A 21222-nucleotide genomic window follows, 5' to 3' on the forward strand; every position below is an offset into this window, starting at 1 on the left:
CGAACACGAGCCCATCATCCGCCGGCGGCGCAGCCGGCCAGAACCCCCGGGGAAAGGGCGCCGGTTTCCGCCGACCATCCTCCGCCGGGAAGACCCTCCAGCTTCCCTGGTTCAACTTCCTTTTTCGTGCCGCTGGCCACCGCCTTCCAGGCGGGATGCTGAATGGAGTGGCTTCTCCTCGCAGCGGGCCTGCTGCTGATCGCCGGCACGGGCTTCTTCGTGGCCGTCGAGTTCTCCCTCATTGCCCTGGACCAGCCAACGGTCCAACGAGCCATTGACGACGGCGACACCGGCGCTGTTCCCCTGCTCACGTGCCTGAAATCGCTGTCCACCCAGCTTTCCAGCTGCCAGCTGGGCATCACGCTCACAACGCTCCTGACCGGCTACGTGATGGAGCCCTCGGTGGGACGCCTCCTGGAAGCCCCCCTGGCCGCCGTCGGACTTCCCGACGTCGCAGCAGCTTCGGTCTCCCTGGTCCTTGCCATGGTGCTTGCCACCCTGCTCTCCATGCTCCTGGGCGAACTGGTGCCAAAGAACATGGCTATTGCGCTGTCCTTCCCGGTTGGCCGGGCGCTTGCCCGGCCCCAGCTGATGTTTACGGCCGTCTTCAAGCCGGCCATCGTGGTACTCAACGGGTTCTCCAACAAGGTGCTGAACGTCTTCGGGCTGGAAGCGAAGGAAGAGATATCCGGGGCCCGGACGCCGGCGGAACTCGCATCGCTGGTGCGACGTTCGGCGGCAATGGGAACGCTCGACGCCGGAACAGCCAACTTCGTGGCGCGCACCCTGGACTTTTCCACCAGGACGGCGGCGGATGTCATGACGCCGCGCATCCGGGTGGAAACGATTGATGCCGACCAGCCTGTTTCGGATGTCCTCAGCGCGGCACGCCGGACCGGATACTCACGGTTCCCGGTGATTGGTGACTCAGCGGATGATATCCGGGGGCTGGTCCACGTCAAGAAAGCCGTCGCAGTGCCGTGGGACCGCCGTCAGAACCTGGAAGCCGGTGCCATCATGACAGAGGTGCTGAGGGTCCCCGAGACAATCCACCTCGACGCCCTGCTTGCCGAACTCCGCGAGGGCAACCTTCAGCTCGCTGTCGTCCTGGACGAGTACGGCGGAACCGCCGGCATCGCCACGCTCGAGGACCTGGTGGAGGAAATCGTGGGAGAGGTTGCGGACGAGCACGACAAGGTCCGCCCGGGACTCCTGCAGAGTGCTTCCGGCGACTGGTATTTCCCGGGCCTGCTCCGCCCGGATGAGCTGTCCGAGCAGATTCCCAGGCTGAGCGTCCCTGACGAAGCCGCCTACGAAACAGTGGGCGGATACGTCATGAGCAAGCTGGGCCGCATCGCCGCAGTTGGGGACACGGTCCCCGTTGGCGGCGGCACACTGAGTGTCACCAGGATGGACGGCCGCCGCATTGACCGGATATGTTTCCGGCCGGCTGCCGAGTCCGAAGACACCGGCGGGGCGGACAGCTCCCAGCGCGATGACAGGTCCACACGTAACGGCAGGAACCAACGCGACGACAGGACTGGACGATGAGCGACTGGGCCGGAATCTTCTGGCTGGCTGTGCTTCTGCTTGGCAACGCCTTTTTTGTGGCCGCTGAGTTCGCGGTTATGTCCGCCCGGCGCAGCCAGATCGAGCCGCTGGCCGAGGCCGGGTCGAAGCGGGCCCAGACCACGCTTCGCGCCATGGAGAACGTGTCCCTGATGCTGGCGTGTGCCCAGCTTGGCATCACCGTGTGCTCCCTCCTGATCCTGCTGGTGGCCGAACCGGCCATCCACCACCTGCTGGCCGTCCCGTTGGAGACACTGGGAATGCCGAAGGAAGTTGCCGATGTGGCTGCCTTCGCGGTGGCGCTGATGCTGGTGACGTTCCTGCACGTGACCTTTGGCGAGATGGTGCCAAAGAACATCTCGGTCAGCGTGGCGGACAAGGCGGCGCTCCTGCTGGCCCCGCCGCTGATGTTCGTTGCCCGGTTGGTGCACCCGGTCATCTCGGTCCTCAACTGGTCGGCCAACCACATCCTCAAGCTCCTTCGCATCGAGCCGAAAGATGAGGTCAACTCCTCCTTCACGCTGGAGGAAGTGCAGTCCATTGTGCAGGAGTCCACCCGCCACGGCCTGGTGGATGACGACGCCGGGCTCATCACCGGCGCGCTGGAGTTCTCCGAATACACGGCGGCGGACATCATGGTTCCCCTCGAGAAGCTGGTGATGCTCCGTGCGGCCACCACCCCCGTGGAGTTCGAGAAGGCAGTGAGCCGCACCGGATTTTCCCGGTTTCCCATGCTTGACGAGGACGACATGCTCTACGGCTACCTCCACGTCAAGGATGTCCTCTCCATCGCGGAGCAGGCGTATGAGCGGCCCATCGCCGAGAGCCGCATCCGCTCCCTGGCCAATCTGGCGCTGGATGATGAGATTGAAAAAGCAATGTCAGTCATGCAGCGCACCGGGTCCCACCTTGCAAGGGTGATCGGGCCCGATGGCAACACCAAGGGCGTCCTGTTCCTGGAAGACGTCATTGAGCAGCTCGTGGGCGAGATCCGGGATGCAACCCAGGCCACCGGCATCCGGCGCCTGGGGCAGCCGAACGGGGGATAGCGGGGGAGCGCCCTTCCGTAGGGGAAGGGCGCCCCCTCCGCGCAGCCTTTTCTAAATAGGAATCATTCCCATTTAGTTGTAGGCTGGAGTGGTCTTCGCCTTTCCCCCTTGAATGAGGTTTCAGTGCGCCGTTTCACCGCTGCCCGATCGTCCCTCGCCGCCCTCGCCGGGCTTGGACTGCTGCTCACCGGGTGCAGCCAGCAGGCGGAACCCGCGCCCGGCGCAGCCGATGGAATCAACGTCGTGGCCTCCACCAACGTCTACGGCGACATCGCCAGGACGATCGGCGCGGACAAGGTCAGCGTTACCGCCATCATCACCAAGACCAGCCAGGACCCGCATTCCTACGAGGCCACCGCCCAGGACCGGCTTGCAGTCTCCAAAGCCGACCTTGTGCTGGAAAACGGCGGCGGCTACGACGACTTCATCCACACCCTGGCCGAAGACAGCGGCCTCGACGACGCCAAGGTGCTGAACGCCGTCGAACTTTCCGGCATGGCGCATCCCGAGGAGGAGGAAGCTGCTGCGGAAGCCCCGGCCACGGAAGCGGCGGAAGGCGGAGAATCCTCGCACGACCACGGAGAGTTGAACGAGCATGTCTGGTACAGCCTCCCGGCGATGGAACGTTTGGCCGACGAAATCGCAGCAAAGCTGGGTGAGCTGGATCCAGGCTCCGCTCCGACGTTCCAGTCAAACGCCTCAGCCTTCAAATCCAATATTGCAGAACTGCACGGCAAGCTGGATGCACTGAAGACCGCTTCGGCGTCTACCGAGGTGGCGGTGACTGAGCCGGTGCCGGTCTACCTGCTGGCGGATGCCGGGCTGGTGAACGCCACGCCGGAGGACTACACTGCTGCGATTGAAGAAGGCTCGGACGTCCCGCCGGCAGTACTCAAGGCCGCCACGGACCTTGTGGCTTCGAAGTCGGTGCGCCTGCTGGCCTACAACAGCCAGACTGAAGGCCCGCAGACGGAGTCGCTGAAGAAGGCGGCGGAAACAGCGGGGGTTCCTGTGGTCGACTTCAGCGAAACACTGCCGGAGGGCAAGACGTACCTCCAGTGGATGACGGACAATGTGGACAACATCGCGAAAGTTCTGGAGACAAATAGTTGAAACCCGTGGTCAGCCTCACCGGCGCGTCCCTGAAGTTCGGTAAGCGGGCGCTCTGGGAGGATCTGGACCTGGACATCATGCCTGGCGAATTCTTCGCGGTGCTGGGTCCCAACGGAAGCGGCAAGACCAGCTTCCTGAAGGTCCTGCTGGGGCTGCAGGACCTCCACCGGGGACAGGCCAGCCTTGGCGGACGTCCGGTGGAACGGGGCAGCAGCCTCATTGGCTACATCCCCCAGCAGAAATCGTTTGCCCCGGACACCCCCATGCGCGCCCGGGACCTGGTGGGCCTGGGCGTGGACGGCCACCGGTGGGGCCTGCGCCTGTCCTCGGGCAAGGCCAACCGCAGGATTGATCAGCTCCTTGAACTCGTAGGGGCTACGGAGTACGCGAAAGTTCCGGTAGGACAGTTGTCCGGCGGGGAGCAGCAGCGGCTGCGGGTTGCGCAGGCCCTTGCCACGGATCCGCAGATCCTGCTGTGCGACGAGCCCCTGCTCTCCCTGGACCTCCATCACCAGCAGGCGGTCAGCGCCCTGATCAACAAGCAGTGCCGCGAGCAGGACAGTGCCGTGGTTTTCGTAACGCATGAGATCAACCCCATCATCGACTACGTGGACCGGGTCCTGTACCTGGCCGGCGGGCGTTTCAAGGTGGGTACCCCTGAAGAGGTCATGACCACCGAAGTCCTTTCCGACCTTTACGGCAGCCATGTCGAGGTGATCCACGCCAACGGACGCATTGTGGTGGTGGGCCTGCCCGACGCAACCACCCATCACCATGCGCCAACGCATGTGCTGGCCGGAGAGGCAGCCTGATGGACGCAGACAGTATCCTCGGCGCCATCTTCAGTTTTGAAAACTACGGCGAACTCCTCGTCCTGGTGCAGAACTCCATTTGGGCCGGAGCCGTCCTGGGCCTCCTGGGCGGCCTGGTGGGGACCTTCGTGATGAAGCGGGACCTGGCGTTTGCGGTGCACGGCATCTCCGAACTCTCCTTCGCCGGGGCCGCCTTTGCGCTGCTGATTGGTGCGGACATCGTTTTTGGGTCGCTGATCGGATCCGTCACCGCGGCGTTGTTGCTGGGCCTGATGGGCGTCCGGGCCAGGGACAAAAACTCGATCATCGGCGTCATCATGCCTTTTGGGCTGGGGCTGGGGATCCTTTTCCTGTCCCTTTATGAAGGCCGGGCTGCCAACAAGTTCGGCCTGCTCACCGGACAGATCGTCTCGGTGGACACCGTCCAGCTGCAGGCGCTTGCCGGAACGGCAGTTGTGGTGATGGTGGCGCTGGCGGCCATCTGGCGGCCCCTCAATTTCGCCAGCGTGGATCCCGAACTTGCCGAGGCCCGGGGCGTTCCAGTGCGGACGCTTGCCATCGTCTTTATGGTCCTGCTGGGCGTTAGCGTGGCCCTGTCCATCCAGGTGGTGGGAGCCCTTTTGGTACTGGCACTGCTGATCACGCCGGCGGCGGCCGCACTCAGGGTGACGTCCTCGCCCGTTGCGGTGGTGCTGCTCAGCGTGGCCTTCGCGATGACCGCGACCGTGGGCGGAATCCTGCTGGCGCTTGGAGGCCGCATCCCCATCAGCCCCTACGTCACCACGTTGTCCTTCCTGATCTACGTGGTGTGCCGGATGGTTGGCTCGGTGCGGGCCCGAAACGGGCTCAACGGGCGGGTCCTGGCGGAAACGGCCTAGAGGTTGCCGGCGGCCTTGCGCGCCGCGCAGTCAGGACACAGGCCAAAAATTTCCACGGTATGCGCGACTTCCGTATATCCGTGCTCTGCCGCTGTGCGCGCCGCCCAGGTTTCCACGGCCGGAGCCTCCACTTCCACTGCCTTTCCGCAACTCCGGCACAGCAGGTGGTGATGGTGTCCGGTAACGGCACAGCGGCGGTATACGGCCTCGCCGTCACCATTGCGCAGGACATCCACCAGGCCCTCGTCAGCGAGGGACTGGAGAATCCGGTAGGCAGTTGCCAGTGAGACCGGAGCGCCCTGGTTTTGGAGGATCCGGTAGAGCTCCTGGGTGCTGACGAAATCGTCCAGTTCATCCAGGGCCGCGCTGACAGCCAGGCGCTGCTTCGTGACGCGCTGCTCCTTGCCGCCGCCCGTCGCCGGGGATGACGTGGTGGAATCAGCTTTGGCGCCGACGGGCATGAAAGGACTCGCTTCCTCAGGTTGGTGGCAAAGATCCAGATTACCAGCCGGAGCTTCGTGGACAGGGTCCGGAGAAGGACCCTAGGCTGGCGCTATGAAGTTGACGAAATACACCCACTCCTGTGTCCGGCTTGAAAAAGACGGCAGGGCGCTGGTCCTGGATCCGGGCAACTTCTCGGAATCGGCTGAGGCCCTGGAGTCCGCTGAGGCAGTCCTGGTGACGCACGAGCACGCCGACCACATTGACGTTCCAGCCGTGGTGGACGCGCTGCGCGCAAATGCCGGGCTTGCAGTGTTCGCCCCGGCGCGTGTTGCCGGCCAGCTGCAGGACAAGGCCACCGGCGAGGCCGCCCGCATCCACGCCGTGAACCCGGGCTCAACCTTCCAGGCTGCCGGTTTCGAAATCCGCAGCTTCGGCGGCCAGCATGCCTTGATCCACCCGCAGATCCCCATCGTGGCCAATATCGGCTACCTGGTGGACGGGAACGTCTACCACCCGGGGGATTCCTTCGTGGTTCCGGACGGCATCAGCGTCAAGACGCTGCTTGTTCCCCTCCACGCACCGTGGAGCAAGTCCGCCGAAGTGCTGGACTTCGTGATTGCCGTCAGGGCCCCGCGGGCATTCCAGATCCACGACGGGCTGCTCAACGAGAACGGCCTGAAGATCGTGGAAGGCCATGTCCAGCGGATCGGTGCGAAGTACGGCACCGAATACGCCCATCTTGCGGCCCGGGAGTCGGTGGACGTTTAAGCTGCGTCTCCGGTCCATATGCCCGTGTCCATGAACCGCCGGATCACCGCTTCATATGGTGCCGGGTCCAGCCCGTGGGCAGCCAGCCAGTCCTCGTTGTAGTAGTTTCCCGCGTACCGGTCGCCGCCGTCGCACATAAGGGAAACGATGCTGCCTTTGCGGCCGGCGGCAACCATCCCCGCCACGAGCTGCCACACTCCCCAGAGGTTGGTTCCGGTGGACGGACCGGCGTGGAGCCCCGCAAGGCTGTGGAGGTGGCGCATGGCAGCCACTGACGCGGCGTCCGGAACCTGCACCATAAGGTCGATCACGGAGGGCACGAAGCTCGGCTCCATCCGCGGACGCCCGATTCCCTCGATCCGGGACGGCAGGCCCGCCGGTGCGCCGGAGGTGCCCCGCCAGCCCGGGTAGAACGCCGAATTTTCCGGATCCACCACCAGCAGCTGCGTGGGGTGGCTGTGGTAGCGGAGGTACCTGCCGATGGTGGCGCTCGTTCCTCCGGTGCCGGCTCCCACCACGATCCAGTCCGGCACCGGGTGTTCCTCCAGCCCGAGCTGGCCGAAGATCGACTCTGCAATGTTGTTGTTGCCCCGCCAGTCGGTTGCCCGTTCGGCGTAGGTGAACTGGTCCATGTAGTGGCCGTTGCAGGTCTCCGCCACCTCCTGCGCAGTCGCGTACACGTCGGACGCGTGCTCCACCAGCAGGCAGGAACCGCCGAACTGCTCGATCAGGGCGATCTTCTCGGGGCTGGTGGTGCGTGCCATCACGGCAACGAAGGGCAGGCCCAGGAGCTGCGCGAAGTACGCCTCGGACACGGCCGTGCTGCCGCTGGAGGCTTCCACGATGGTGGTGTCCTCCCGGATCCAGCCGTTCACCAGCCCAAAGAGAAACAGCGAGCGGGCCAGCCGGTGCTTCAGGCTGCCGGAGCGGTGGGTGGACTCGTCCTTGAGGTAGAGGTGGACGCCCCAATGCTCCGGAAGCGGGACAGAGTAGAGATGGGTGTCGGCGGAGCGGTTGTTTTCTGCCCGGATATTGCGGATTGCCTGGTCCGCCCAGTCCCGGTCCGCGGTGTACCGGCTGGCGCTGCGCTCGATCTTCACCGCACCAGACTACCCGCGGCGGGAAGGGCTGCCGCTAGAGTGGACCCGTTGGCCCAACCACCGCTGGAGGAGTGCAATGAGCCCCCTGATGGACGTTGCCGGTCTGCAGGCCCGCCTTGCGGATCACCGGCGCACCGTACTGCTGGATGTGCGCTGGGCCCTGGGCGATCCCCACGGCTACCGCCACTACCTGCAGGAGCACCTGCCGGGCGCAGTGTTTGTTGACCTGCATACGGAACTCGCCGCCCCCGGGGTTCCCGAACGGGGAAGGCACCCGCTGCCGGCACCGGAAGATTTCGAAGCATCTGCCCGCCGCTGGGGCATCAGCGACGGCGACGTTGTGGTGGCCTACGATGACAGCGGCAACATGGCGGCAGCCCGCGTGTGGTGGATGCTTCGGGACGCCGGGCTGGCGCAGGTGTACCTGCTCGACGGCGGCCTGGCCGCCTGGCGTGCCGCGGGACTTCCGCTTGAGGCAGGCCCCGTTGTTCCGGCCCCCGGCGGCGTGCACCTCACGCATGGAAAGATGCCGGCGCTCGACGCCACGGCGGCGTCCGCCTGGCCGGAGGCGGGCCTCCTGCTGGATGCGCGGGCGGGGGAGAGGTACCGCGGCGAGTTTGAGCCCATCGACCCGCGGGCCGGGCATATCCCCGGCGCGATCAGTGCGCCGACGTCGGAAAACGTGGACGGCAGCGGGCGGTTCCTGCCACCGGACTCCCTCCGCCGCCGGTTCGAGTCGCTGGGCGTCCGCGACGGAGTACAGGTGGCGGTGTACTGCGGATCAGGAGTTACTGCGGCCCATGAGGTCGCAGCCCTGGAAATCGCCGGGTTTGCTGCCGCGCTGTATCCGGGTTCGTTCTCCGAGTGGTCCAACAACCCGGACCTGCCGGTGGCCACCGGGGCTGAGCCCGGCCTCGGCGGCGCGCAGCCGGGTGGCAACACGGATGCGGGCAAGGGTAGCGTCGCACTATGACTCCAGGACGACCCGTACCTCCGCCCCTCGCACAACCTGCCGCACCTTCCGGCGACGGCGTACTTGCCGCAGCTTACGGCGCAACGTCCCCGGACAGCGGGCTGGTGCCGCTGACCCTCGCCCGGCGCACGCCGAAGGCAGACGACGTCGAAATAGCCATTGAATACTGTGGCCTCTGCCATTCGGATGTCCACGCCACCCGGGGCGAGTGGGGCGGTACAACCTGGCCGCTGGTGCCGGGACACGAGATTGTGGGTACCGTCCGCCGGGTGGGTTCCGCGGTTGTTGATTTTGCCGCCGGCGACCGCGTGGGCGTCGGGTGCATGGTCGATTCCTGCCGGACATGCGAGAGCTGCCTGGACGGCCTGGAACAGTACTGCGAAAACGGAATGACCGGCACGTACGGTGCCATCGACCGCCGGAACGGCGATTCCGTCACCCAGGGCGGATACTCCTCGTCCATCGTGGTGGACCGGCGCTACGTTGTGCGGGTTCCGGAATCACTTGACCCGGCGGCCGCCGCGCCCTTGCTCTGTGCCGGCGTCACCACATTCTCGCCGCTGCGGCACTTCGGTGTCGAAGAAGGGGATGTTGTGGGTGTGGTGGGGCTGGGCGGCCTGGGCCACATGGCCGTCAAGCTTGCCAGGGCCATGGGCGCAAAGGTGGTGGTGTTTACGACGTCGGATGCCAAGGTGGCGGCCGCCCTTGAGTTGGGTGCCGATGAGGTTGTCCTGTCCAGGGATGAAGAAGCGATGGCCGGGGCAAACCGCAGCATCGACCTCATCATCGACACGGTCGCGGCCCCGCATGACCTGAACCCCTACTTCCGGACACTCCGCGTGGACGGTGCGCTCTTCCAGCTGGGCCTTCCGTCAGAGCCGATGCCGCCGGTCAACCCGGGCTCATTGATCCGGCGCCGGATAGCCTATGCGGGGTCGCTCATCGGCGGCATTGCAGAAACCCAGGAGATGCTGGACTTCTGCGCTGGGCACGGTGTGGCGGCGGAGATCGAGATGGTCCGAGCCGACCAGCTCAACGAAGCCTACGACCGGATGGTGGCAGGCGATGTGAAATACCGGTTTGTGCTGGACACCAGCACACTGCACGCACCTGCCAAGGAGGCACACGCATGAGCACTCTCTTTACCAGGATCCTGAACGGCGAAATCCCGGGCCGCTTCGTCTGGCGGGAACCCGATGTTGGCGCTTTCCTCACCACGGGGCCGCTCGCCGATGGCCACACGCTGGTGGTTCCCACCGAGGAAGTGGACCGCTGGACCGACGCCTCTCCCGAAACGCTGGCCAAAGTCATGGAAGTGGCCCGCCGGATCGGCGCGGTCCAGGTGGATGTCTTCGGCGCGGCAAGGGCGGGCCTGATTGTGGCCGGCTACGAGATCAACCACCTCCACGTTCATGTCTGGCCTTCCCGGAGCATGGCGGAGTTCAACTTTGCCACCGCGGACCAGAACCCGGACCCCGACGTCCTCGACGCCAATGCGGAGAAGCTCCGCCAGGGCCTCCGGGCCGCCGGATACGGGGAGTTCGTTCCGGCCTGAAACCCGGTACGGCGCGGACCCGGTCCGGGATCCGCGCCGTTGCCTGGCGGGAAAGAAGAGCCCTACGCCGGGGCCAGTGCCTTGTTGAGCACGGCCCGTATACGCTTCTCGGACACCGAATACGCTGTGCCGAGTTCGACGGCGAAGAGGCTCACCCGGAGCTCTTCAAGCATCCAGCGCACCTGGGTTAATTCAGGTCCGGCCTTGCGTCCGGGAAGCAGGGCAGACACGGCGTCGTCGTAGTCGTCCTCAAGCCGCTGTACCACTGCCATATTGAGGGCGTCCCGCTGGACGCTGCCCGGCAGGCGTTCCAGCCGCTTCTCGATGGCGGAAAGGTATCTGGGCAGCTGGCTGAGCTGTGCGTAGCCCGTCCGTGCCACAAAGCCCGGGTACACCAGCTGCTCCAGTTGGCTCTTGACGTCGTTGAGGGCAGAAATGAGCGCCAGGCTGGTGGTCCCTTTCAGCTGCTTTTCGATCCGCCGGGTGCTGGCCAGGATCCGCTCCACCACGGCGGTCACGCTGAACACCGTGTCGATCAGTTCGGCCCGGACCACCTCATACAGGCGGTCAAAGGATTCCCGGTCCCACGGCAGGTCCTGGGGCGTGAGTTTGTCGATGGCTGCCAGTGCGCAGTCCGCGATCAGGGCTGAGACGGAGCCGTGCGGGTTCTGGCTGAACGTCAGTTTCTCGGTGTTGCTCAAATGCTCCAGCACGTAGCGGTCCGGTGCCGGGACGCGCAGGGCCAGCAGGCGGATCACGCCGCCGCGCATCGCCTCCGCCTGTTCTGCCGCCGTCTGGAAGACCCGGAGCGCCACTGACGTTCCCTGGTCCACAACCGCCGGATACCCGGTGACGGTGTGGCCCTTGACCGTGTTGCTGACCTGCCGCTGAAGGGTACCGAAGCTCCATTCCGTCAGGCCTGCCTGCTCCCTGAAACCTGCCGAAGCTGCGGCTGCCGGCACTTCGGCCGGCTGCCGTGCCGCGGGGGAGCCGGCGTCGTACCCTTGGCCGGCTGCCTGCCCGGCCTTCCTGCCGTTGCCGGAGCCCTTGGCGCCGCCGGGAGCGGTGGAGGCGGGCGTGGCACCCAGGGATTCGGCGATGGCCCGCCGGGTGGCCGGAGCCAGTTTCTCCTGCAATGCAGCGAGGTCCTTGCCTTCATCCAGGACCTTGCCCTTGCTGTCCACTACCCTGAACGAGACACGCAGGTGGGCGGGGACGGCATCCCAGTTCCACGACCCCGGAGGGACGATGTGTCCGCGGATGCGGCGCAGGGCGAGCTCAAGGGAGGGTTCCAGGTCATCGGCCGCCGGATCGAAGTCGGCTTCCAGCACTGCCACCGCCTGGCGTGCCACGTCCGGGGCAGGGACGAAGTTCTTCCGTATCTGCTTGGGGAGCGACTTGATCAGGGCTGTCACCAGCTCCACGCGCTGCCCGGGAATCAGCCAGCGGAAGGCTTTGTCGTCCAGCTGGTTGAGGAACAGGACGGGCACCTCGGCTGTCACGCCATCGGAAGGATTGGGCGGTGAGCCCGGGGCAACAGGGTGGAACTCGTAGCTCAGGGGAAGTTCGAAGCCCTTGTGCAGCCAGGTTTTGGGGTAGGCGGAGTCGTCGAGGTCGTCGGCGTCGTCGCTGAGGAGGAGCGACTTGTCGTAGTCCAGGAGGTCCGGGTTCTTCTGCCGCGCCTCCTTCCACCACTTGTCGAAGTGACGCTCGGACACCACGTCAGGTCCGATCCGCGCATCGTAGAACTCGAACAGCGTCTCGTCATCCACCAGGAGGTCACGGCGGCGCATCCTGGCCTCCAGCTCCTCAACCTCATTCAGGAGGGCACGGTTGCGGTGGAAGAACTTGTGGTGCGTTTTCCAGTCGCCCTCCACCAGGGCATGCCGGATAAACAACTCCCGGGCTACCACCGGGTCAACCCTGCCGTAATTGATCCTGCGCTGGGCGATGATGGGCACGCCGTAAAGGGTGACCTTCTCATAGGCCATCACGGCACCCTGCCGCGTGGACCAGTGCGGTTCACTGTAGCTGCGCTTCACCAGGTCCGGCGCCACCTGCTCTGCCCACACAGGATCGAACCTGGCAGCCACCCTTGCCCAGAGCCGGCTGGTTTCCACCAGTTCCGCGGCCATCACGAACGTGGGCGACTTCTTGAACAGGGCCGAGCCGGGGAAGATCGCGAAACGGGACCCGCGCGCTCCGGCGTACTCGCGCTTGCGCTCGTCCAAAATGCCGATGTGGCTCAGGAGCCCGGAAAGGAGGCTGATGTGGATGCCATCGTCGTTGCCCACGGGATCGGCCAGGCGCTTGTTGTCGAGGCTGATGCCCAGGGGCCGGGCCAGCTGGCGCAGCTGGGCAAACAGATCCTGCCATTCGCGCACGCGCAGGTAGTTGATGAACTCTGCCCGGCACATCCGGCGGAAGGCCGACGACGAGAGCTCCTGCTGCTTCTCCTGGAGGTAGTTCCAGAGGTTAAGGAATCCGGTGAAATCCGAATTTTCGTCCTTGAACCGGTTGTGCTTTTCCGCCGCAAGCTGCTGCTTGTCCGTTGGGCGCTCGCGCGGGTCCTGGATGGTGAGCGCGGCAGCCAGGATCATGACTTCGCGGACACAGCCCCGTTTTCCTGCTTCCACGATCATCCGGCCCAGCCGGGGATCCACCGGCAGCTGAGCAAGCTTTTGCCCGACGGCGGTTAGCCCGCCGCCGCTTTTCGCCCCGTCCGTGCCGTTCTGCGGCCGGGCGGCTGCAAGGGCGCCGAGTTCGCGGAGCAAGGTAACGCCGTCGTTAATTGCCCGCGTTTCAGGTGGTTCCACGAACGGGAAGTTTTCGACGTCCTTGGGGCCGCGGGCCACTCCCATGGCGGTCATCTGCAGGATGACGGCAGCGAGGTTGGTCCGCAGGATCTCCGGGTCCGTGTAGAGGGGCCGGGAATCGAAGTCTTCCTCGGAGTAGAGGCGGATGGCAATGCCGTCCGAGACGCGGCCGCACCGCCCCGAACGCTGGTTGGCGGACGCCTGCGAGACCCGCTCGATGGGCAGGCGCTGGACCTTGGTGCGGTGCGAGTACCTGGAGATACGGGCGGTTCCGGTGTCGATGACGTATTTGATGCCCGGCACCGTGAGTGACGTTTCGGCCACGTTGGTGGCGAGCACGATCCGGCGTTTGTTGCCGGGGTGGAACACCTTGTGCTGTTCCTGCAGGCTCAGCCGGGCGAAGAGCGGAAGGATTTCCGTTCCGGCCAGGCGGCGGTTGGACTGGATGCGGGCCTGCAGCGCGTCGGCCGCGTCCCGGATCTCGCGCTCGCCGGAAAAGAAGACCAGGATGTCGCCGGGTGCCTCGGCGGCGAGTTCGTCGACGGCGTCGCAGACGGCGTCGAGCGGGTCGCGGTCTTCCTCAAGTTCGTCGTCGGAGCCATTTCCGTCGTCATCCGCGGCCGCTCCTCCGGGCGGTTGGGACAGGGGGCGGTAGCGGATCTCCACGGGGTAGGTCCGTCCGGAGACCTCGACGATGGGGGCGGGGTTTTCGGCTGTGCCGAAATGGTTGGCAAACCGCTGGGGGTCGATGGTGGCGGAGGTGATGATCACCTTGAGATCCGGCCGCTGCGGCAGGATCCGCTTCAGGTAGCCCAGGATGAAGTCGATGTTCAGGCTGCGCTCGTGGGCCTCATCGATGATGATTGCGTTGTACTTGCGGAGCAGCTTGTCCCGCTGGATCTCCGCCAGCAGGATGCCGTCAGTCATCAGCTTGATCTTCGTGGCGCGGCTGACTTCGCCGGTGAAGCGGACCTGGAAGCCCACCTCCTGGCCGATGTCCACGCCCAACTCCTCCGCGATGCGCTCGGCCACGGTGCGCGCGGCCAGCCGGCGGGGCTGGGTATGGCCGATCAGGCCATTCTCACCCAGGCCAAGCTCAAGGCACATCTTGGGTATCTGGGTGGTCTTACCGGAGCCGGTCTCGCCGGCGATGATGGTGACCTGGTTTGCTGCGATGGCTGCCATCAGGTCTTCGCGCCGTTCGGAAACCGGCAGCTCAGCGGGATAGGCGATGTGAAGTGTCATGTCTGCTGACAGTCTACTGCGGGAGCCCGGGCATCCCGTTTCGACTGTCTGCAGTTGTTTCCGGATCGGGGGGTGGTTAGAAGACGCGAAGCGTGTAGTTGATGCTGGGAAGGTCCAGGGCGGACCATGCCTCGTGGGATTCGACCGGAGGCGTATGTCCCCTTCCGTCACGCAGGAGTGCTGAAAGGGTGGCGGCGATAACGAGGAGGATCACGATGAGGAGGGCGGTTATGAGGATTTCCATACCTCCATGCTTCTCCTGGTGCCACGCTGAAAAAAGTGGCAGAAATGCCCAAAAAGCTAAAATTACTGCCACAATGGTGGCATGCTCAAATCAGTGGCAGTCATCGTGGTTCCCAACTTCTCGATGTTCGAATTCGGGACCGCATGCGAAGTGTTCGGCATCGACAGATCGGCCAGGGGGAGCGGCGTTCCGGCTTTCGATTTCCGCGTGTGCACCGCTTACCCCGGAAACGTGCCGTTGAAGTCGGGGCTCTCCATGAACCTGGGCCTGGGGCTCGAAGCCACACAGGATGCGGACCTGGTCATCATGGCACCCTATGGCAGGGACGAGGAGCTGCCCGAACAGGTTTTGGAGGCGCTCCGCGCTGCCGATGCCCGGGGTGCCTGGGTCATGTCCATCTGCTCCGGCGCTTTTGCGCTGGCCCGTGCCGGCCTGCTCGACGGGCGCCGCTGCACCACCCACTGGCACTATTCGGGCCAGCTGGCCGCCGAGTATCCGCTCGTGAAGGTTGACGAGAACGTCCTGTACGTCCAGGACGGCAACATCATCTCCTCCGCCGGCACCGCCGCAGGGATCGATGCATGCCTCCACCTGGTGCGCGTGGAACTGGGCGCGCACGTGGCTGCCGCGATCGCCAGGGACATGGTGGTTCCTCCGCACCGCGACGGCGGCCAGGCGCAGTTTATCGACCGGCCCATGCCCACCTGCGGTTCAGCCCCCATGGAAAAACTGCTGCGCTGGATGGTGGAAAACCTCGAGCACGAGCACACTGTGAATGAACTGGCGTCACGGGTCCACATGTCTCCGAGGACCTTTGCAAGGCGGTTCAGGTCGGAGACCGGAGCCACCCCTGCCGCCTGGCTCAACTCGCAGCGTGTACTCCGCGCCCAGGAGCTCCTTGAATCCACTGACTTGAACATCGACGAGATCGCCAGGGAGTCAGGTTTCGGGCATCCTGTCCTGTTGCGCCACCACTTCGCCAAGGTCCTGGACACCAGTCCGCAGTCATACCGCAGGGCCTTCCGCGGCCAACTGGCTGAGGCGGGGTAGCTACTGCCTGGCCGGAGCGTGTTCCGGCTGAAGCTGCAGCGGAGCTTTCTGCGCACCCAGCGGGGCTTTCGTTTACCCAGCCGGGCTTTCCGCGCACTCAGCCGGGGGACGCGCCGTCCTGCCGCCGCTGGACCCGGGAGGCCTCGGCGGCTTCCCGGGTGCTGTCCACCAGCACGCGCCACGGCCCGGTCACGGCCTGCTCCGGAAGCGCGGCCCGGTGCTGGCCAGCCCGGATGGAGTAGAGGAACCGGTCCGGCTGGTGCCCAGCAAACTTCTCTGCCGCAGCCCTGGGCGTCCTGGGCACCGAATCCCATGGGCAGGCTTCCACGATGGGCTGCCACTGGCTGATAGCGGTCTCGGAGCGGGCTTCCACAGTCCACACCCGGGGTATCGCGGCGATTCCTCCGGTGCGCTCAACGCTGATCTTCATGGCCTGGTCCTTGGGCTTCCCCTGCAGCCCGGCGGCCAAACTGCGCCAGCCGGGCGTTTGTTAGAGCTTGACCTTCACAGTTTCCCACGCCAGCTGTACGGCGTCATGCTCCGGTGATCCGGAACCGAAGAGCTCTACGGCTGATTCAACCGTGGCGCGGGCGAAGACCCTGAAGGTGGCGGCCGGCGGAAGCGATCCGCCGGTGAGTGTCTCGTACCAGATGCGCCCGGGGGAGTCCCAGGCGTTTCCGCCGAGAGACTCCGCCACCAGGTAGAAGGCGCGGTTGGGGATGCCGGAATTGATGTGGACACCGCCGTTGTCCGCGCTGGTCCTTACGTAGGTGTCCATCGAGTCCGGCTGTGGATCCTTCCCCAGCACGTCGTCGTCGTACGCCGTTCCGGGGGCCTTCAGGGAGCGTAAGGCGCGGCCTTCCACTTCAGGAGTGAAGATGCCCTCGCCAATAAGCCAGCTGGCGTCAGCGGCGGACTGGTTCTTGACGTACTGTTCCACCAGCGCGCCGAAGACATCGGACATGGATTCATTGAGGGCACCAGCCTGGTTCCGGTACACGAGCGCAGCTGAATGCTGGGTAACGCCGTGGGCGAGCTCGTGCCCGATGACGCTCAGGGACTTGGTAAACCGTTCAAAGACCTCACCGTCCCCGTCCCCGAAGACCATCTGCTTCCCGTCCCAAAAGGCGTTGTCGTAGAGCCGGCCGAAGTGGACCGTGGCGTTCAGGGGCAGCCCGCGACCGTCAATGGAATTGCGTCCGAACACGTCGGCGTAGAGCCGGTGCGTGTGGCCAAGCCCGTCAAAGGCTTCGTCAGCCGCAGGGTCGCCGACAGGTGCCTCGCCTTCCTTGCGCACCAGCGTGCCGGGGAGAAGCTCCGAGCTGTTTGCGTCGAAGATGCTCCGGTCCGGTGGTCCGGGCTTGGCCTGGCGGACGCCTGCCGGCGCGCCGGGCGCGGACTTGGCCCGTGCTGAACGGAACGATTCAACATGGCCTAAAGCTTCCTTGGCTGCCCTGGCCGCGGACGAAAACTCCGGCGCACCCTGCCTGGCAAGCCTCCTCAGCATGTAGGGCGGGATGATGGAACAGAACGGACCGTGCATGGCGTACCCCCTCAACTTGGTGGATTCAGACTACGAGGAGGCACCGACAATCCTCGGCAGGCTCCCGGCATTGCCGGCCTGCCCCCTAGCCGGACCCGCCGGCCAGCACATCCACGTGGACGTGGTCGAGGTGGCGAAGGATCTCGTTGCGGGGCTCAGGTGCACGGTACGCCTGCCATTGCCCGCGGGAACTGTGCACGCTCCAGAAGCGGTCGTCAAAGATGACGTACTGGATATCCAGCGCCTCGGCGTGGGCAACCAGCCAGTGGGCCAGCACCCAGCCCGCACGCCGGTTTTCCTCGGTCACCGGGCGGAAGAAGACATCGATCGCCCTGCCGTCATAGTGCGTCGAGTCAGCTCCGTGCCCCTGGCCAACGCCGCCCGGGGCGAACCCGCCCAGGCTTTGGGCGCCAAATACCTCCGTCATGGCTGCGCGCAACCGCCCGGCACGGGGTGTCAGGCCCGTAGCGGTCAGCTGCTGTTCGCCCAGGCCGCTGGCGGCCGAGCCCCGGCAGGAGAGGGAAGGGCCTGCGTCTTCGGAAGGGCCGGCGGCCAGCTGCTGCAACGCCGCACTGTCGATGCCGGAGGTGTCCGGGGCCTCCACCCCGCGGGCCAGGAGCGCGACGGCCGTGGTGGCCCGCTGCGCCTCATCCCGATCGAGGCCGACGCTCCCTTCCGGGGTTTCGACGGTGCACTCCGGGCCCCATCGCAGCGGTCCGTCCCCGATGCGCAAACCGCTGGGCAGCGCGGACATGAGGAGCGCCAGCGCTGTGGCGAGCAGCCCGAACAGGAGGAAGCGTGGAAGCAGCCGAAGCGGGCCGTGCCGTCTGTCCCGGGTCCCGCCGCGGCTCAGCACGGGACCACAACGATAAGCCGCAACATGACCTCGGGGTTGTTGCGACCGGGCAGCACCAGGGGCAGGGCCGGCCCGGGAGCTCTTGTGCTGGTCACGGCGTTCCTGCCTGCGATGACGCGCCTTTCGTTCGGTGGCAGCGCTCCGGCGGTGGTGCGGGGGCGCTCCTGAAAGGTTTAATCGACGGCCAAAGCCAATAGTTCCCGCACGGAGGAGTCACAAGCGTGGGCATTATTCACCTGCAGAAACCGCTGGAATGCAGAAAACCGCCAGGAATCACTGATTCCTGGCGGTTCTCGGTGGTGCCCTCGATAGGATTCGAACCTACGACCTTCTGCTCCGGAGGAAGAACCTACTTCCGCGAATCGTATGGCCTCCAAGGCCGAGGGGTGACAGAAAAGTGACATCTTGCTCCTTTACGGCAAGAGATGTCACGACCAGCCGAGCCCCTCCAGCCGCGAATTCAGGCGTGCGGCGCTATCGTGTAGGTCTTCGTCGAAGAGGCCCGCATAGGTGTCCAGGGTAAGCGTGGCGCTGGCATGACCTGCTATCCGCTGCACCACCTTCACATTTGCACCGGCGCTAATAGCCAAGCTGACGGCTGTATGCCGAAGGTCGTGCCAAGTGGGCCTAGGAAAGTTGTCGTCTCCGGCAGACGCACGGTCGATGGCAGGCTTGTACACGGTCGATGCGAACTTGCTGTTGCGTAGGGGAGCGCCCCGCGTCGAACTGAATATCCGCTCCTCGGGGTTCTTCCCCTCCATTGCCGCAGCCAGACGAGAGGCGATTAAATGGGGGATTGGGACCTGCCTCTCTTCCCCTCCCTTAGTCGTGCCCAAGATCAGCCTCCCGGAAACCTCGCTGTAGGCTCGGACGACGTCGATTGTGGGTCGGTCGCCTAGTGTCACGCTTGACACGGTCAGCGCAGTGATTTCCCCCCACCGGAGTCCGCACGTTCCTGCAAGCATCACCATTAGGTCATAGCTCCCAGCCTCTTTTGCAATCGCGACGAGTTGCGGCATGGCAAGGTATGTGTGCTTTTTCAGACGTTTTGCATCGGGGATATAGTCCGCGCCCCCAAGAGCGTCTTTGGCGGGGTTGTGGGCTAGAAGTCGCTTCTTGACTGCGTATCCAAGCAGACGACCAAAGATGGTCCCGACGAGTTGCCGTGTCCGCGCACCGGCAGCTTGGCCGTCCATCCCGCGCAACGTCGTCATCCAATCCGAAACGGCCTCATACCTGACGTTGGACAGAACCGTGTCGCCCCACCTGGGGAAAATGTAGTTCTCGCCGTACCGCCTGGAGAGTCTCAGCCTGAAATGCTTCAGCTTCCTTCTTCGTCGAGAAGCGTTTTCGCTTGCGCTTCCTGTCAGCGGTTGTGTAGTCCACTTCCCAGCGCTTGACGCCGCTGGATAGCCGATTAATTGCCATTGGCTGCCTCCCGCGCCTCGCGCAGTGATGCGCGAATTTCATCCACCACAGGCCAGTATTTAGGGGCGATGCTGGCTTCATGACCCTTGCCAACAAGGATGCCTCGTGTCCGGGCCCTGCGAAGGCGTGCAAACCAAGTGTCCACGCTTTCGCCAGTCCACTCTGAGAGTCGCTGTATCGGCTGTACCGAGTGGCTCTTCACGAGGTCCACATACGCCGCTGAGATATGAACATAGTCCTTTTCGGACTCCACTCGGGAGGGAAGCGGTGTTATGCGTTGCTCTACGTCTTGGAGGGACAGGCGCTCGTGTAGTCCGCGCATCAACGCCTGAGCGTGCCGAATTGGAACTGAGCGCAACACCGATGAAGTGACCCCTTCGAACACTTTTGAAAACTCATTGATCTCGTCCCCTTCAGCGGTTCCATAGCTGAAGGACTCGAAGTCGATTTCCATCTTGTTCGGGCCACTAAAGCCACCCATTGGATGCCCGACCATCCAGCTGAGTTCGACTAAGTATCCATGCACCCGGTAGGAGGCGTGGATTATCTGTACCGGCTGGTCGTCCACCTCGGTGGTCTCAACGGCGGGAGGGGATTCGGGGTCGCCTAGATACTTGACGCCACTGGGGAGCGGTGGGAGCTCGTTATCTTTCATAAGAGCGAGCGTAACACAGGGTTTCTGCCACCGACCATGTTTAAACAGGTTGCGTGCCTCCGGTCCTGTGCTGTAGGTTTTAGGAGGCCGCCGAGGGGCGGCCTCTTGTTTGCTCATGACAACACAGGGCTGTTGCCTAACGGCCTGTATTTATTTTAGGAGAAGGAATGAATACCACCAATGCTTTGGCTGTTGCCAAAGAAGGGCAGAGTCCCGCGAGTGGGATGGAGTGTCTGTTCCTCACCCGGAGGCAGACCGCTTCCGTGTTGAACGTTTCGGAAAAGTGGCTGGCTCAGTCAGGACGCGATAGCGGACCCCGGTTCCACAAATTCGGAGGTCATTGCCGCTATCACGTCGATGACCTAAACAACTGGGTTCGCCAGCAGAGGGTAGCGCGATGACAGCGCGGGCGTTGAACTCCACGGACGTCGTTGTACTCGATGAGCTTCGGAGGCTGACATGGACTGTAGGGCATTGTTCTCTATCTACCAGGCAGTTTTACGAGCTCTCCGGAATTAGCCGGAAAACCGTACAGAAGTCACTTTCCAGATTGGCGTCGGCGGGATTGGCGCGGCGCGTGCGGACGGCCCGTGCAGGTGCGTCAGCGCACTGGATTGCCGTTCCAGCCGATGGCTGGCCAGTCGATGACGCTGCTCAAACTGGCATGGCGCTAATTGACCCAAGGAAGAGTGCTGACGGCATCATTCCCGACGCCTTCCGTAGAAGTGACCTACGTTCCCCGTGGCTCCTGTATTGCAGGCTCCCTATGATGCCGCTGACTTTGGACGAGGTGGTCGCCATATCTGGCCTCACCACCAGGAAAAGAACGGTTGAGTGGTGGCTCTTGGTTTTGGCGTCCTTGGTGCCCCCGTTCGTCGACGCATCAAGCGCGGAGCGGGACTGCACTTGGACAAAGCTGCCAGCTGACGAAAGCCACTTGGCTCAACTCGCGGCTCACCTTGAAGCAATGGCATTTACGGGACGCAGGAGGCCATTGCATACAGCGCAGTTCGCACAGTTGAAGAATCAGTTGGAACGGGAGAGTAATCTCCGGCGTAGGGAGGCTCGGCTTGGCTACTAAGGCGCAGGAGAAGAAGTGCCAGCGCCGTGGGTGCCACAAGCGG

19 protein-coding genes are annotated in these 21222 nt (G+C 64.5%); 10 read left to right on the forward strand and 9 right to left on the reverse strand.

Going from position 1 to position 21222, the window contains the following annotated elements; genetic code table 11:
- Positions 1–162 precede the first annotated feature (162 nt).
- From ACIQF4_RS02410 to ACIQF4_RS02430, 5 genes are all read left to right on the forward strand, one after another.
- Positions 163–1551, forward strand: coding sequence for a hemolysin family protein (locus tag ACIQF4_RS02410; protein ID WP_400514142.1), 1389 nt, complete (start codon positions 163–165; stop codon positions 1549–1551).
- Positions 1548–2618: a hemolysin family protein gene (locus tag ACIQF4_RS02415; RefSeq protein WP_350001677.1), complete on the forward strand. Its 1071-nt coding sequence runs from the start codon at positions 1548–1550 to the stop codon at positions 2616–2618. The genes ACIQF4_RS02410 and ACIQF4_RS02415 overlap by 4 nt, the downstream gene beginning before the upstream one ends.
- 123 nt (positions 2619–2741) lie before the next feature.
- On the forward strand, positions 2742–3731 hold the full coding sequence (locus tag ACIQF4_RS02420; RefSeq protein ID WP_400514143.1) for a metal ABC transporter solute-binding protein, Zn/Mn family: 990 nt from the start codon (positions 2742–2744) through the stop codon (positions 3729–3731).
- Positions 3728–4543, forward strand: coding sequence for a metal ABC transporter ATP-binding protein (locus tag ACIQF4_RS02425; RefSeq protein ID WP_350001674.1), 816 nt, complete (start codon positions 3728–3730; stop codon positions 4541–4543). Before ACIQF4_RS02420 ends, ACIQF4_RS02425 begins: the two co-directional genes overlap by 4 nt.
- Positions 4543–5421, forward strand: coding sequence for a metal ABC transporter permease (locus ACIQF4_RS02430; RefSeq protein WP_350001673.1), 879 nt, complete (start codon positions 4543–4545; stop codon positions 5419–5421). The genes ACIQF4_RS02425 and ACIQF4_RS02430 overlap by 1 nt, the downstream gene beginning before the upstream one ends.
- Here ACIQF4_RS02430 and ACIQF4_RS02435 read toward each other — a convergent pair.
- Complete coding sequence (locus tag ACIQF4_RS02435; RefSeq protein WP_400514147.1) at positions 5418–5882, reverse strand: Fur family transcriptional regulator; 465 nt, start codon at positions 5880–5882, stop codon at positions 5418–5420. The two genes, ACIQF4_RS02430 and ACIQF4_RS02435, sit on opposite strands and share 4 nt — an antisense overlap.
- A 94-nt stretch (positions 5883–5976) precedes the next feature.
- Between ACIQF4_RS02435 and ACIQF4_RS02440 the strand changes: the two genes are divergently transcribed.
- Positions 5977–6633: an MBL fold metallo-hydrolase gene (locus tag ACIQF4_RS02440; RefSeq protein WP_350001671.1), complete on the forward strand. Its 657-nt coding sequence runs from the start codon at positions 5977–5979 to the stop codon at positions 6631–6633.
- Here ACIQF4_RS02440 and ACIQF4_RS02445 read toward each other — a convergent pair.
- Positions 6630–7733, reverse strand: a complete 1104-nt coding sequence (locus ACIQF4_RS02445; protein ID WP_400514149.1) for a PLP-dependent cysteine synthase family protein — start codon at positions 7731–7733, stop codon at positions 6630–6632. The genes ACIQF4_RS02440 and ACIQF4_RS02445 overlap by 4 nt on opposite strands.
- A gap of 76 nt (positions 7734–7809) precedes the next feature.
- On the opposite strand from ACIQF4_RS02445, the gene ACIQF4_RS02450 reads away from it, so the two are divergent.
- Genes ACIQF4_RS02450 through ACIQF4_RS02460 form a run of 3 tightly spaced genes read left to right on the forward strand, consistent with a single transcriptional unit; the run spans position 7810 to position 10261 of the window.
- Positions 7810–8706, forward strand: a complete 897-nt coding sequence (locus ACIQF4_RS02450; protein WP_400514152.1) for a sulfurtransferase — start codon at positions 7810–7812, stop codon at positions 8704–8706.
- The gene (locus ACIQF4_RS02455) at positions 8703–9839 is read left to right on the forward strand and encodes an NAD(P)-dependent alcohol dehydrogenase (protein ID WP_400514153.1); all 1137 of its coding nucleotides are present in this window, start codon (positions 8703–8705) and stop codon (positions 9837–9839) included. The genes ACIQF4_RS02450 and ACIQF4_RS02455 overlap by 4 nt, the downstream gene beginning before the upstream one ends.
- Positions 9836–10261, forward strand: a complete 426-nt coding sequence (locus tag ACIQF4_RS02460; RefSeq protein WP_400514155.1) for an HIT family protein — start codon at positions 9836–9838, stop codon at positions 10259–10261. The genes ACIQF4_RS02455 and ACIQF4_RS02460 overlap by 4 nt, the downstream gene beginning before the upstream one ends.
- Positions 10262–10323: 62 nt before the next feature.
- On the opposite strand, the gene hrpA is transcribed toward ACIQF4_RS02460, so the two are convergent.
- Complete coding sequence (gene hrpA, locus ACIQF4_RS02465; protein WP_400514157.1) at positions 10324–14322, reverse strand: ATP-dependent RNA helicase HrpA; 3999 nt, start codon at positions 14320–14322, stop codon at positions 10324–10326.
- A 76-nt stretch (positions 14323–14398) separates the two neighbouring features.
- Entirely contained in the window at positions 14399–14566 is a 168-nt protein-coding gene (locus ACIQF4_RS02470; RefSeq protein ID WP_231455066.1) for a hypothetical protein, read from the reverse strand.
- Between the two features lie 81 nt (positions 14567–14647).
- On the opposite strand from ACIQF4_RS02470, the gene ACIQF4_RS02475 reads away from it, so the two are divergent.
- Positions 14648–15616, forward strand: coding sequence for a GlxA family transcriptional regulator (locus ACIQF4_RS02475; protein ID WP_400514159.1), 969 nt, complete (start codon positions 14648–14650; stop codon positions 15614–15616).
- Between the two features lie 97 nt (positions 15617–15713).
- On the opposite strand, the gene ACIQF4_RS02480 is transcribed toward ACIQF4_RS02475, so the two are convergent.
- The 5 genes from ACIQF4_RS02480 to ACIQF4_RS02500 all read right to left on the reverse strand — a co-directional run bounded on the left by ACIQF4_RS02480 (position 15714) and on the right by ACIQF4_RS02500 (position 20098).
- Complete coding sequence (locus ACIQF4_RS02480; protein WP_350001658.1) at positions 15714–16046, reverse strand: protealysin inhibitor emfourin; 333 nt, start codon at positions 16044–16046, stop codon at positions 15714–15716.
- Positions 16047–16106: 60 nt separating this feature from the next.
- The gene (locus ACIQF4_RS02485) at positions 16107–17159 is read right to left on the reverse strand and encodes a M4 family metallopeptidase (protein WP_400514163.1); all 1053 of its coding nucleotides are present in this window, start codon (positions 17157–17159) and stop codon (positions 16107–16109) included.
- Positions 17160–17244: 85 nt separating this feature from the next.
- Positions 17245–18015, reverse strand: a complete 771-nt coding sequence (locus ACIQF4_RS02490) for a hypothetical protein (protein ID WP_400514165.1) — start codon at positions 18013–18015, stop codon at positions 17245–17247.
- A 428-nt stretch (positions 18016–18443) separates the two neighbouring features.
- Positions 18444–19229 (reverse strand): tyrosine-type recombinase/integrase, encoded by a 786-nt coding sequence (locus ACIQF4_RS02495; RefSeq protein WP_400514167.1) that lies wholly within the window; start codon positions 19227–19229, stop codon positions 18444–18446.
- A 203-nt stretch (positions 19230–19432) separates the two neighbouring features.
- A complete protein-coding gene (locus tag ACIQF4_RS02500; RefSeq protein WP_400514170.1) occupies positions 19433–20098 on the reverse strand; it encodes a hypothetical protein in 666 nt (221 codons plus the stop codon).
- Between the last annotated feature and the right edge of the window lie 1124 nt (positions 20099–21222).

It is taken from the genome of Pseudarthrobacter sp. NPDC092202 (genome assembly GCF_044755505.1).
Lineage (GTDB): Bacteria > Actinomycetota > Actinomycetes > Actinomycetales > Micrococcaceae > Arthrobacter.

Coding starts and splice junctions, on each gene's coding strand:
- ACIQF4_RS02410 (WP_400514142.1), top strand. CDS start 163: ATGGAGTGGCTTCTCCTCGCAGCGGGCCTGCTGCTGATCGCCGGCACG.
- ACIQF4_RS02460 (WP_400514155.1), top strand. CDS start 9,836: ATGAGCACTCTCTTTACCAGGATCCTGAACGGCGAAATCCCGGGCCGC.
- ACIQF4_RS02500 (WP_400514170.1), bottom strand. CDS start 20,098: ATGAAAGATAACGAGCTCCCACCGCTCCCCAGTGGCGTCAAGTATCTA.
- ACIQF4_RS02455 (WP_400514153.1), top strand. CDS start 8,703: ATGACTCCAGGACGACCCGTACCTCCGCCCCTCGCACAACCTGCCGCA.
- ACIQF4_RS02485 (WP_400514163.1), bottom strand. CDS start 17,159: ATGCACGGTCCGTTCTGTTCCATCATCCCGCCCTACATGCTGAGGAGG.
- ACIQF4_RS02440 (WP_350001671.1), top strand. CDS start 5,977: ATGAAGTTGACGAAATACACCCACTCCTGTGTCCGGCTTGAAAAAGAC.
- ACIQF4_RS02470 (WP_231455066.1), bottom strand. CDS start 14,566: ATGGAAATCCTCATAACCGCCCTCCTCATCGTGATCCTCCTCGTTATC.
- hrpA (WP_400514157.1), bottom strand. CDS start 14,322: ATGACACTTCACATCGCCTATCCCGCTGAGCTGCCGGTTTCCGAACGG.
- ACIQF4_RS02430 (WP_350001673.1), top strand. CDS start 4,543: ATGGACGCAGACAGTATCCTCGGCGCCATCTTCAGTTTTGAAAACTAC.
- ACIQF4_RS02415 (WP_350001677.1), top strand. CDS start 1,548: ATGAGCGACTGGGCCGGAATCTTCTGGCTGGCTGTGCTTCTGCTTGGC.
- ACIQF4_RS02450 (WP_400514152.1), top strand. CDS start 7,810: ATGAGCCCCCTGATGGACGTTGCCGGTCTGCAGGCCCGCCTTGCGGAT.
- ACIQF4_RS02480 (WP_350001658.1), bottom strand. CDS start 16,046: ATGAAGATCAGCGTTGAGCGCACCGGAGGAATCGCCGCGATACCCCGG.
- ACIQF4_RS02495 (WP_400514167.1), bottom strand. CDS start 19,229: ATGACGACGTTGCGCGGGATGGACGGCCAAGCTGCCGGTGCGCGGACA.
- ACIQF4_RS02475 (WP_400514159.1), top strand. CDS start 14,648: ATGCTCAAATCAGTGGCAGTCATCGTGGTTCCCAACTTCTCGATGTTC.
- ACIQF4_RS02435 (WP_400514147.1), bottom strand. CDS start 5,882: ATGCCCGTCGGCGCCAAAGCTGATTCCACCACGTCATCCCCGGCGACG.